The organism is Dellaglioa sp. CoH-55-MRSF-7 (genome assembly GCF_056782235.1).
The window spans coordinates 1-13,029 of record NZ_JBXAYI010000003.1 but is presented as its reverse complement, the minus strand read 5'-3'; the positions used below and the strand labels follow the sequence as shown (position 1 = coordinate 13,029).

The window sequence follows — 13,029 nt, the reverse complement described above, 5'->3', positions numbered from 1 at the left end:
TAACACAGTCTATTTACCCATACAATGGTTTGCGGACGTTATTAAAATGTAAGCGTTAATTGTTCGCTAATAAAGCACAAAAAAAAGAACAACTCTTAAATTAATAAGAATTGTTCTTTTTTAGCTATGACGTTAATCGTTCACGCTAGCTTCTTCTTCTTTCATTCGTTTCTCAATATCTGAGATTGAATAAACATTAGCTGAAATTGAACCTGTTTCTTTTGGTTTAATTTGACGGTAATCTGGCATACCAGTACCGGCAGGAATAATCTTACCAATAATAACATTTTCTTTCAGACCAATTAATGGATCATTCTTACCGCGAATAGCAGCATCCGTAAGAACACGAGTTGTTTCTTGGAATGATGCAGCTGATAAGAAACTGTTTGTTTCTAGAGATGCTTTAGTGATACCAAGTAAGACAGGACGTGAAGTAGCTGGAATGCCACCTTTGATCAATGTCTTATAGTTATCTTCTTTAAGATCCATGATATCCATTAAAGTACCTGGTAATACATTTGTGTCACCGGGATCCATAACGCGAACCTTACGTAACATTTGACGAGACATAACCTCCACATGCTTATCAGAGATTTCTACCCCTTGCATACGATATACTTTTTGAACTTCACGAAGAATATAATTCTCCGTAGAAAGAACATCACGAACTTGAATTAATTGTTTAGGATCAATTGAACCAACTGTTAGTGCTTCACCACGATGAATTTTATCACCTTCGGCAACTTTAAGAACAGCAGTATAAGGTAAACTATATGTTCGTGTATCAGTTTCACCTTTAACTGTTACTTCTTTAGTACGTTCAGCAGGATTTTCTTCAATTGCTTCAATCATACCTGTTACTTCTGTAATTTCAGCACGACCTTTAGGATTACGTGCTTCGAAGATTTCTTGAACACGAGGTAACCCTTGTGTAATATCATCTCCAGCAACCCCACCAGTATGGAAAGTACGCATTGTTAATTGAGTTCCGGGTTCACCGATTGATTGAGCAGCAACAGTACCAACTGCTTCACCAACTTCAACCTGATCACCAGTAGCCATATTACGACCATAACAATGTTCACAAACCCCATGCTTAGTGTTACATGTAAATGCTGAGCGGATAGTTACTTGTTCGATTCCAGCAGCGATAATTGCTTGCGCTTTGCTTTCTTCGATCATTTCGTTTGAAGCGACAATAACTTCACCAGTTTCAGGATTTTTAACGGTCTTCATTGCATAACGACCTAAGATACGGTCATACAATGGTTCGATCATTTCATTTCCTTCTTTAATAGCTGATACATCTAAGCCACGATCAGTGAAACAATCTTTCTCACGAATAATAACATCTTGAGCAACATCAACAAGTCGACGAGTCAAGTATCCAGAATCGGCAGTCTTCAAGGCCGTATCAGTCATACCTTTACGAGCCCCATGAGTTGAAATAAACATTTCCAACACTGACAAACCTTCACGGAAGTTAGAAATAATAGGTAATTCCATTGTTTTACCATTAGGAGCTGCCATCAAACCACGCATACCAGCTAATTGAGTAAAGTTAGAAATATTACCACGGGCTCCAGAATCACTCATCATTTGAATAGGATTTTGTGTGCCCAATGCTTCCATTAGTTTTTGTTGAATATCATCTTTTGCTTGTGTCCAGATAGCAATAACACGTTCATAACGTTCATCTTCTGTAATCAAACCTCGACGGAATTGTTTTGCAACTAAAGCAACTTGTTTATGAGCTTCTTCAATAATTGCAGGTTTTTCCTTTAAGTCAGTTACATCAGAAATACCAACTGTAATACCAGCATGTGTTGATTGATCATAACCTAAGTTTTTAAGACGATCTAACATCTTAGACGTTTCAGTTACTTTAAATCGTTTATAAACTTCAGAAATGATATCACTCAAGAATCCTTTTTTGAAAGGTAAAATAATTTCTTGTGCTTTAATAACATCACCAATATTTTGACCAGGTTCAACAAAATATTTGTCGGCTGTTTTATTAATTAAGTTATCATTCTTAGGTTCATTAATGTAGGCAAATTCATTAGGTAAAATTTCATTAAAGATTGCTTTACCAACAGTTGTTATCATAATGCGTTCTTTTTGCCAATCTGTAAATGGTTTACCTTCAGCAGCTAATGTTGCTGTTTGTAATCCAATACGAGTGTGCAAATGAACGTAACCATTACGGTAAGCCATTACAGCTTCGTTAGCATCTTTAAAGATCATACCTTCGCCTTCGCGGCCAGCTTCTTCCATTGTAAGGTAGTAGTTACCTAAAACCATATCTTGAGAAGGTGTTACAACTGGTTTACCATCTTTAGGTGCCAAGATATGATGAGCAGCTAACATAAGCAAACGAGCTTCTGCTTGTGCTTCATCAGATAAAGGTACATGGATAGCCATTTGATCTCCATCAAAATCAGCATTGTAAGCTTCACAAGCTAAGGGATGAAGACGAATTGCTTTACCATCAACTAAAATTGGTTCGAAAGCTTGAATACCAAGACGATGAAGTGTTGGTGCGCGGTTAAGGAGAACTGGATGTTCAACAATAACTTCTTCTAAAACATCCCAGATATCTTCATCGCGACGATCAAGTTTACGTTTAGCATTTTTAATATTTGAAGCCATTTCACGTTTAACAAGTTCTTTCATCATAAATGGTTTGAATAATTCCAAAGCCATTTCACGAGGAATACCACATTGATTCATTTGTAACGTTGGTCCAACAGCAATAACTGAACGGCCTGAATAATCAACACGTTTTCCAAGTAAATTTTGACGGAAACGTCCTTGTTTACCTTTCAACATATGTGAAAGAGATTTCAATGGTCGGTTACCAGGTCCAGTAACTGGACGGCCACGACGACCATTATCAATCAATGCATCAACAGCTTCTTGTAACATACGTTTTTCATTTTGAACAATAATACCAGGAGCGTTCAAATCTAATAAACGTTTTAGTCGGTTATTTCGGTTAATAACCCGTCTGTATAAATCATTCAAATCAGAAGTGGCAAAACGGCCACCTTCTAATTGAACCATTGGACGTAAGTCAGGTGGAATAATAGGAACAGCATCCATAACCATCCATGCAGGTTCATTTTCAGAAAGTAAGAATGCTTCTAAAATGTCCAAACGACGAACAGCACGTGTTCTCTTTTGGCCAGTAGCATCTTTCAATTCTTCTTTTAATTCTTCAGATTCACCAGCAAGATTAACATCACGTAATAAATGACGAATAGCGTCAGCACCCATTCCAGCTTCGAATTCAGTCCCGTATTCTTCACGTTTTTCACGATATTCACGTTCTGTTAATAACTGTTTCTTTTCAAGAGGTGTGTTACCAGGTTCAGTAACAACGTAAGAAGCAAAGTAGATAACTTCTTCCAAAGCACGAGGACTCATGTCTAAGACAAGACCCATACGACTTGGAATTCCTTTAAAGTACCAGATATGTGTAACTGGTGCAGCTAATTCAATATGACCCATACGTTCGCGACGTACTTTAGAACGAGTAACTTCAACACCACAACGATCACAGACGATACCTTTATAGCGAATACGTTTGTATTTACCACAGGCACATTCCCAATCTTTTGTTGGTCCAAAAATACGTTCATCGAATAGTCCGTCTTTTTCAGGTTTTAATGTACGATAATTGATTGTTTCGGGCTTTTTAACTTCACCATATGACCAGCTTCTAATCTTATCAGAAGATGCTAAGCCAATTTGCATGCTATCAAATTTATTGACATCGATCAAAGGACCGACCTCCCTTTAGTTTTATAGTGTGTTGGATTTCTCAAACTAAGCATTAGCTTCATCCACACAAATTTGAGTTCAGTAACTAAGCCAAAATTATTCTTTGTTCATTTCAGCAGCCATTTTTTCGGCTTCTTCTTTAGCTTTTTTCTCTTTTTGTTCATTAGCTAATTTGCTTAACGCATCCACATTAACGATATCATCATCGTCATCATCCATGTCACGTAATTCAATTTCAGTCTTTTTAGCATCAAGTACTTTCATATCTAATCCTAATGACTGTAATTCTTTAACAAGAACACGGAATGATTCAGGAACACCTGGTTTAGGAATTGGTTCGCCTTTGACAATTGCTTCGTATGTTTTCACACGACCCACAACATCATCAGATTTATACGTTAAAATTTCTTGTAACGTGTAAGCAGCACCATAAGCCTCAAGTGCCCAAACTTCCATTTCACCAAAACGTTGTCCACCAAATTGTGCTTTACCACCTAATGGTTGTTGCGTTACTAATGAGTATGGTCCTATTGAACGAGCATGGATTTTATCATCAACCATGTGAGCAAGTTTCATATAGTACATAACACCTACAGAAACACGGTTATCAAATGCATCACCTGTACGTCCATCATATAAGATTGTCTTACCATCATCTGAAATTCCAGCTTCTTTAAAGACATTCCAGATATCTGAATCGCGAGCACCATCAAAAACTGGTGTTGCAACATGGATACCTAATTTACGAGCAGCCATACCTAAATGAAGATCTAAAACTTGTCCAATATTCATACGAGAAGGAACACCCATGGGATTCAAAAGAATATCAACTGGTGTACCATCTGGCATGTAAGGCATATCTTCAGAAGGGACAACGATTGAAACAACCCCTTTGTTACCATGACGTCCAGCCATCTTATCACCCACACGTAACTTACGTTTTTGTGCAATGTAGATACGAACCATCATATTAACACCAGGACTTAATTCATCCCCTGCTTCACGAGTAAAGATTTTAACATCTTGAACAATACCGCCACCACCATGAGGAACTTTCAATGAAGTATCGCGTACTTCACGAGCCTTTTCTCCAAAGATAGCATGTAATAAACGTTCTTCAGCAGATAATTCAGTAACCCCTTTAGGTGTTACTTTACCAACTAAGATATCACCATCATTAACTTCAGCACCAATACGGACGATACCAAATTCATCAAGATCTTTTAATGAATCTTCACCAACATTAGGAATTTCACGAGTAATTTCTTCAGGTCCTAATTTTGTATCACGTGCTTCTGATTCAAATTCTTCAATATGAATTGATGTGTAGACATCATCACGAACAAGACGTTCGTTAATGATAACAGCATCTTCAAAGTTATAACCATTCCAAGTCATAAAGGCAACTAATGGGTTTTGGCCTAAAGCTAATTCCCCATTTTCCATTGAAGGACCATCAGCTAAAATTTCATCAGCATCAACATGATCGTTTACACGAACAATTGGACGTTGATTGTAGTTTTTACCACCATTTGAACGATGGAATTTCATTAATTTGTATTTATCTAAAGCGCCATCTTCACGACGAACACGAATTTCACGTGCATCAACGTATTCAACAGTACCTTCGTTTTTGTTAATTAAAGCGACACCAGAATCATGAGCTGCCTTATATTCAATACCTGTACCAACAAGTGGTGAATGAGGATTGATTAAAGGAACAGCTTGACGTTGCATATTGGCACCCATCAAGGCACGGTTAGAATCATCATTTTCCAAGAAAGGAATACATGCTGTAGCAACAGCCACAACTTGTTTAGGTGAAACATCCATGTAATCGACTTTATCAATACCGATTTCGATATTTTCTGAACGATTACGAGCCATAACGAGTTCATTTACAAATGAATCATCTTCATTTAATGGTGAGTTAGCCTGTGCAATAACATAGTTATCTTCTTCATCAGCAGTCAAGTAATCGATTTTATCAGTTACTTGATGTGATTCCCAGCTCACACGACGATAAGGTGTTTCAATAAAACCATATCGGTTAACACGTGCATAACTTGATAAACTATTAATCAAACCAATGTTAGGTCCTTCAGGCGTTTCAATTGGACACATACGACCGTAATGCGTGTAATGAACATCACGAACTTCATATCCAGCACGATCACGAGTCAAACCACCAGGTCCTAAGGCAGAAAGACGACGTTTATGTGTCAATTCACCAAGTGGATTAGTTTGATCCATGAATTGTGATAATTGAGATGAACCAAAGAATTCTTTAATAGAAGCCACAACAGGACGAATGTTAATCAATTGTTGTGGTGTAACAGTTGTTGTATCTTGAATTGACATACGTTCACGTACAACACGTTCCATACGTGATAAACCAATTCTAAATTGATTTTGTAGTAATTCACCAACTGAACGAATACGACGGTTACCTAAATGATCAATATCATCCACAGAACCAATATTTTCTTTTAAATTAAAGAAATAGTTCATTGAAGCAATAATATCAGCAGGTACAATATGTTTGTATTGTAAGTCAATATTGCCATTACCAATCATTGGCATCTCACGTTCTGGGTCTACTTGAGAATAAACCTTAACGATTTGAAGTACCATAGGTTCAGTAACAACACCATCTTCTGATGGGTGGTATGTGACCGTCTTGAAATCTTGACGATCAAGATATGGTGCTAAAGTTTCCATAACTTGTTTATCAATTACGGTATCTTTTTGTGCAAGTACTTCACCAGTATCTGGATCAGCCAATGTTTCAGCTAATGTTTGGTTCAATAAACGTGTTTTCAAGCTTAATTTTTTATTAATTTTGTAACGACCAACTGGAGCTAAGTCGTAACGTTTTGGATCAAAGAAACGAGCTGTCAATAAACTACGTGAGCTATCAGCTGTTTTAGGTTCGCCGGGACGTAGACGTTCATAAACATCTTTTAAAGATTCTTCAACACGTGAATCATCCGTATTTTTATGAACATCTTTTTCAAGTGTTAGCATTAAGCTATCATTGTTACCCAACATTTCAATAATTTCATCATCAGAACCAAATCCTAAAGCGCGGACCAATTCAGTTAATGGAATTTTACGTGTACGATCAATACGTACATATGAAATATTTTTAGCATCTGATTCATATTCTAACCATGCACCACGGTTAGGAATAACAGTTGTGCCATATGTTTCACGGCCATTTTTATCTAATGAACCATTGTAGTAAACCCCTGGTGAACGAACTAATTGAGAAACAATAACTCGTTCAGCACCATTAATGATAAATGTTCCTTGTTCTGTCATTAATGGGAAATCACCAAAGAAAACATCTTGAGATTTAATTTCGCCAGTTTCATGGTTAGTTAAACGTAATGTAACATGTAATGGAGCCGAATAGTTCGCATCATGTGCGCGTGCTTCATCTACAGTGTATTTAGGTTCTAATAATTGGTAATCAACAAATTCTAATGATAAGTTACCAGCAAAATCGTCAATTGGCATGATGTCTTCAAACATTTCACGAAGACCTTCATCCAAGAACCATTGGTAAGAGTCACTTTGAATTTCGATTAAATTAGGTAAATCTAAAACTTCTTTGATACGTGCGTAACTTCTACGTGTACTGTGTTTACCGTAGTTTACTAAATGTCCAGCCAAATTAGTCACCTCTCAAATTTATTCTGTAAACCTGCCAAAGTCCGATGATTTTATATTACAGTTTGATTACAAATTGCATACTAGACGAAAAAATCGGTTTTTTTGGCAAAAGAAAAAACAAAAACAGTTTATTTATTTTTAAATAATCACCATTTTTGTCTCTCTATAAGGCTTCTTACGGACAATAGATCGTAATCAGCTATAAAAATTCACAGTATTATACATTTAATTATCATATACGCTATTGAATCGGATGTCAACAGTTCGTGCTCATTAAGTCATCGTCACAAATTCTTCAGCACTCGTTGGGTGAATAGCAACTGTATCATCGAAATCTTTTTTAGTTGCGCCCATTTTAATTGCTACTGCAAATCCTTGTAGCATTTCGTCCATGCCTTCTCCAACACCATGTAATCCAACAATTCGTTCATCTTTACCAACCGTAATTAACTTCAGGTTTTCCTTCACCTTACTATCACCTAAACTATAACGCATTGGTGTAAATGATGATCGATAAATTTTTAGATTTTCTTGACCATATTCTAAAGTTGCTTCAGCTTCAGTTAAACCAATCGTTCCAGCAACTGGATGTGAGAATACCACTGTGGGTACCAATTTATAATCTAAATGTTCCGTAGGTTTATTATTAAACACACGCTCCATTAATCTTCGGCTAGCTGCAATTGCAACAGGTGTTAAGTCAAGTTTACCAATAACATCCCCAGTCGCATAAATACCAGCAACTGATGTATTTTGATACTCGTCGACCACAATAGTACCATTATCATTTAATTTAATATTTGTGGCAGAAATATTCATTTTATCGGTAACTGGTCGGCGGCCAACCGCCCAAATAACACAATCTACGACCAATGAGTCATCATTGGTAATAACTTCATATTTACCATCACTTCGCCGTTTCAACTCTGTCACCTTTGAGTTAAAACTAATATCAATTCCATTTTCTATATACGTTTCTGTTACATTTGTTGAAATTAATTCATCAAAATTAGGTAACAACGTGTCGTATTTTGCATACATGTGAACTTTTGACCCTAGTGCATTCAACGTTCCAGCAAGTTCAGTACCAATATAACCGTTTCCGATAACCGCAACTTTAGCAGGTAATTCTTTCAAATCATCAAAGAATTGATTAGATTCAATCCCATACGTTGCGCCAGGAATGTCGGGTATATTGGGTGTTCCACCAGTTGCAATTAGTATGTGCTCTGAGACATATTTTGAGCCATTAACTTCAACTGTTTGATTATCAATAAATTTTGCATAGCCTTTAATGACTTGTACCTGATTTTTATCTAAATTTCTGAAATATGCGCCATGTAATCGTTCAATATATGCAGAACGGTTAGCAACTAATTTTTCAAAATCAAGTTGCGGCTGTTGTTTAGTAAACCCATAATCAGTAGCTAAATCAAAATCTTGTGCTAACGCTGCTGCAGACCACATAATCTTTTTAGGTACACATCCAACGTTGACACAAGTTCCACCAATTTCATTTCCTTCTATTAAAATTACTTTTTTTCCAAAAGAACCAGCTCGATTTGCTGCTGCAATTCCAGCAGAGCCTCCACCAATTACAATAAGATCTATTTTTTCCATAGATAACACTCCTTTTCTAGTGATAAAAAAGGTGCAACTACATGAATAGTTACACCTTTTTAAGTTTACTTCACTGCTACTTTAGTTTTTGATTCTTTAATCGTTACTTTGATAACACCTTTTACAGCACCAATTGTAATATTATCATTATCTTTTATTTGACCAGAAAGAAGAATATCACTTAGACGGTCCTCAACTTCTGTTTGTAATGCACGACGAATGGGTCTAGCACCATATTCTGGATCAAACCCTGCCTTAGCAATCACATCAATTGCTGCAGGTGATATTTTAACCTTAATATCTTGTTCCTTCAACCTATCAATAACTTCTTTAGTCATCAATTTCACAATCTCATGTAATTCAACTTTAGTTAATGAATGGAATATAATTGATTCATCAATTCGGTTTAAAAATTCTGGACGAAAGGCTTTTTTAAGAGCCGCGCGAATTTTTCCAGACATTGCCTTATATTCATCTTTTTCAGATTCTACACCAAATCCAACAAACTTCTCATCACGAACGGCAGTTGCACCTAAGTTAGATGTCATAATGATAATTGTATTTCTAAAATCAATACGACGTCCTTTAGAATCTGTTAAGTATCCATCATCTAACACTTGAAGTAAAATATTAAAAACATCAGGATGCGCTTTTTCAACTTCATCCAAGAGAACAACAGAATATGGTGTCTGACGAACTTTTTCAGTCAATTGTCCACCTTCATCATATCCAACGTAACCTGGTGGCGATCCAATCAAGCGACTTGTACTATATTTTTCCATATATTCCGACATATCCACTCGAATCATTGCTTCTTCAGAGCCAAACATAGCTTCAGCAAGTGCCTTAGCTAATTCAGTTTTACCAACACCCGTTGGCCCAAGGAACATGAATGAACCAATTGGTCTTGCTGGATTTTTCAATCCGCTTCTAGCACGTCGAATAGCCTTTGCAATTGAGCTAACTGCCTCATTTTGACCAATAACACGTTTATGCAAAATGTCTTCAAGATGAATTAAGCGATCACTTTCACTTTTATTCAATTGTTGTACTGGAACACCTGTCCAATCAGAAACAATTCCTGCAATTTCTTCGCTAGTTACCTTTATATCATAATGTTCTGCACTAGACTTAACGGCAGCATTTTTTTCGGCTTCTAAATCTTCAACCTGCTTTTTAACACGCATTTCTTTTGTACGAATACCCGCAGCTAATTCAAAATCTTGCTGACTAACTGCATCATCTTTTTGTTGACGCAATTCGTCAAGTTGATCTTGTTTTTTACTTAATTTTGATTTAGTCCTTGGGCGCTCAATACGAACCTGAGCAGCGGCTTCATCCATTAAATCAATCGCCTTATCAGGTAGGAATCGATCAGTAATATATCGATTACCCATTTCTACTGCTGCTTCAATTGCATCATCGGTAATTTGCACGCGATGATGTGCCTCATATTTAGGTCGGAGTCCCTTTAAAATATCAACAGTCTGTGCTTCTGTTGGTTCTTTGATTGTGATTGTCGCAAAACGTCGTTCCAAAGCAGCATCAGATTCAATGTATTTTTGATACTCATCTAATGTCGTTGCACCAATAACTTGAACTTCACCACGAGCCAATGCAGGTTTTAATATATTAGATGCATCTATTGCACCTTCTGCACCCCCTGCACCAATTAACGTGTGTAATTCATCAATAAATAAAATAACATCTTTAGTCGTGTATACTTCTTTCAATATTTTCTTTAACCGATCTTCAAATTCACCACGATATTTTGTTCCCGCAACTAATGATCCCATATCAAGCATCATTAATCGTTTTCCAATCATGTCTTCAGGAACGTTTCCGTCAACTAATCGTTGAGCAAACCCCTCAGCGATTGCAGTCTTACCAACACCAGGTTCACCAATTAACACTGGATTATTCTTAGTTCGACGACTCAATACTTGAGTTAATCTTTTCACTTCAGAATCTCGACCAATTACAGGGTCAATCTGCTTATCACGAGCCATTTTAGTCAAATCACGTGCTAATTCATCTAATGTAGGTGTTCCCTCTTCTGGAGTTTGTTTACCACGATTCTTTTGTCTCATCTGAACTTCACTGACACCAAGTTGACGGAAAATCATTTTACGTACCTGCTTAACATCAGCACTTAATCCGCCCATAATTCTTGATGATAATATTTCATTATTACTTGTTAGCGCTAGTAAAAGATGCTCTGTACCCACCTTACTTGCATTTAAATTTTTAGCTTCATCGTTAGCAATTGATAAAATCATTTTTGCTTTTGGTGAGTAAGGTAAATAATTATCATTTTTATTTAATCTCAATGATCCATAACCAGTGAATCTTTCGATTTCTTCCATTATATCTTCTGGATCAACATTAAATTGTTTCAATACTTTATCTGCAATACCATTTTGTACTTCAGACAAAGCCAAAAGTAAATGTTCAGTACCAACGGCTTGTTGACGATAGTGTTTAGCAGCTTCCTGTGCTCGAATAAGAACTTCTTTTGCACTCGGCGTAAATAAATTATCCATATTATTACCTCTTTCTACTCTTCATATCGTAAGCGATTAATTAAATTAATCAACATTTTAGCGCGTATCATATTTTCTGATTCTGTATCCATACCAAGAAAAACATCTTTCTTTATTATAGCTAAAACTAAATTTGATTCTTTTTTTGTCAATGTCTTCTCATCATATAAACTTTGAATAATATCGTAACCTTCTTGTTGGGATACGTTTGTACCAATTAAATTTTCTATTGTTTGAATAAATTCTTGATCTACAAAAAGATTTACCTTTTCTATCCTAATATATCCACCGCCACCACGTTTACTCTCTACTACATATCCATTTTGAATAGTAAATCGCGTGTTAATAACATAATTTATTTGCGATGGTACACAATTAAATAATTCAGCAACTTCAGAACGTTTAATGACTATTTCTTTTTCGTCTAAAAGAATTTTCTTAAAATACTTCTCAATCACATCAGAAATATTCTGACCCTGCATATTCATCACCTCAAATAGTTTGACTAATGTTGACTTTCATTATACGAAATATAAATTAAAATTGAAAGTTATTTGTCCTAAACAAAAAAAGGAATTTAAACATAAAGTTTAAATTCCTTTTTCAATTAATCGGGAAAACAGGATTCGAACCTGCGACCCCCTGGTCCCAAACCAGGTGCTCTACCAAGCTGAGCTATTTCCCGAACACAAAAAAATGCACCCAGTAGGAGTCGAACCTACAACCTTCTGATTCGTAGTCAGACACTCTATCCAGTTGCGCTATGGGTGCATTAAAAATATAAAATTAAAACAATAAATGGTGCCGAGGACCGGAATCGAACCGGTACGGTGATCACTCACCGCAGGATTTTAAGTCCTGTGCGTCTGCCAGTTCCGCCACCCCGGCATTTATTGAAAAGCGGAAGACGGGATTCGAACCCGCGACCCCCACCTTGGCAAGGTGATGCTCTACCACTGAGCTACTTCCGCAAAAAAATTAAAAAATGGTGCCGACTAGACGATTCGAACGCCCGACCCCCTGATTACAAATCAGGTGCTCTACCAACTGAGCTAAGTCGGCATAACTGAAAATGATGCGGGTGAAGGGACTTGAACCCCCACGTCTTACGACGCTAGATCCTAAATCTAGTGCGTCTGCCAATTCCGCCACACCCGCAGAATGTGGAATTGAAAATGAGCCGTGACAGGCTCGAACTGTCGACCCTCTGATTAAAAGTCAGATGCTCTACCAACTGAGCTAACGGCTCAAATGGAGGTTACAGGGCTTGAACCTGTGACCCTCTGCTTGTAAGGCAGACGCTCTCCCAACTGAGCTAAACCTCCAAATAATAAAAAAAGCATGGCAACGTCCTACCCTCGCAGGGGGCGACCCCCAACTACTCTTGGCGCTAAGAAGCTTA

General features: G+C 36.9%; 5 protein-coding genes and 8 tRNA genes. All 13 read right to left on the bottom strand.

The features are described from left to right. Nucleotides 1-132: 132 nt before the first annotated feature. The gene (rpoC, locus tag AC1RPU_RS03750) at nt 133-3,786 is read right to left on the bottom strand and encodes a DNA-directed RNA polymerase subunit beta' (protein WP_481761619.1); all 3,654 of its coding nucleotides are present in this window, start codon (nt 3,784-3,786) and stop codon (nt 133-135) included. Between the two features lie 96 nt (nt 3,787-3,882). Beyond that, a complete protein-coding gene (gene rpoB, locus AC1RPU_RS03745; protein WP_481761620.1) occupies nt 3,883-7,473 on the bottom strand; it encodes a DNA-directed RNA polymerase subunit beta in 3,591 nt (1,196 codons plus the stop codon). A gap of 264 nt (nt 7,474-7,737) precedes the next feature. Then, nucleotides 7,738-9,084 (bottom strand): glutathione-disulfide reductase, encoded by a 1,347-nt coding sequence (gene gorA, locus AC1RPU_RS03740; RefSeq protein WP_481761621.1) that lies wholly within the window; start codon nt 9,082-9,084, stop codon nt 7,738-7,740. 65 nt (nt 9,085-9,149) lie between these two features. Then, nucleotides 9,150-11,627, bottom strand: a complete 2,478-nt coding sequence (locus tag AC1RPU_RS03735; protein ID WP_481761622.1) for an ATP-dependent Clp protease ATP-binding subunit — start codon at nt 11,625-11,627, stop codon at nt 9,150-9,152. A 14-nt stretch (nt 11,628-11,641) separates the two neighbouring features. Further along, the gene (locus AC1RPU_RS03730; RefSeq protein ID WP_481761623.1) at nt 11,642-12,109 is read right to left on the bottom strand and encodes a CtsR family transcriptional regulator; all 468 of its coding nucleotides are present in this window, start codon (nt 12,107-12,109) and stop codon (nt 11,642-11,644) included. Between the two features lie 129 nt (nt 12,110-12,238). Further along, nucleotides 12,239-12,312, bottom strand: a tRNA-Pro gene (locus tag AC1RPU_RS03725). Between the two features lie 12 nt (nt 12,313-12,324). After that, nucleotides 12,325-12,398: transfer RNA gene (locus AC1RPU_RS03720), tRNA-Arg, on the bottom strand. A gap of 28 nt (nt 12,399-12,426) precedes the next feature. After that, nucleotides 12,427-12,515: transfer RNA gene (locus AC1RPU_RS03715), tRNA-Leu, on the bottom strand. 11 nt (nt 12,516-12,526) lie between these two features. Continuing rightward, a tRNA-Gly gene (locus AC1RPU_RS03710) sits at nt 12,527-12,598 on the bottom strand. A 15-nt stretch (nt 12,599-12,613) separates the two neighbouring features. Then, a tRNA-Thr gene (locus tag AC1RPU_RS03705) sits at nt 12,614-12,689 on the bottom strand. Nucleotides 12,690-12,703: 14 nt separating this feature from the next. After that, nucleotides 12,704-12,785: transfer RNA gene (locus tag AC1RPU_RS03700), tRNA-Leu, on the bottom strand. 18 nt (nt 12,786-12,803) lie between these two features. Further along, a tRNA-Lys gene (locus AC1RPU_RS03695) sits at nt 12,804-12,876 on the bottom strand. A gap of 3 nt (nt 12,877-12,879) precedes the next feature. Then, nucleotides 12,880-12,952: transfer RNA gene (locus tag AC1RPU_RS03690), tRNA-Val, on the bottom strand. Between the last annotated feature and the right edge of the window lie 77 nt (nt 12,953-13,029).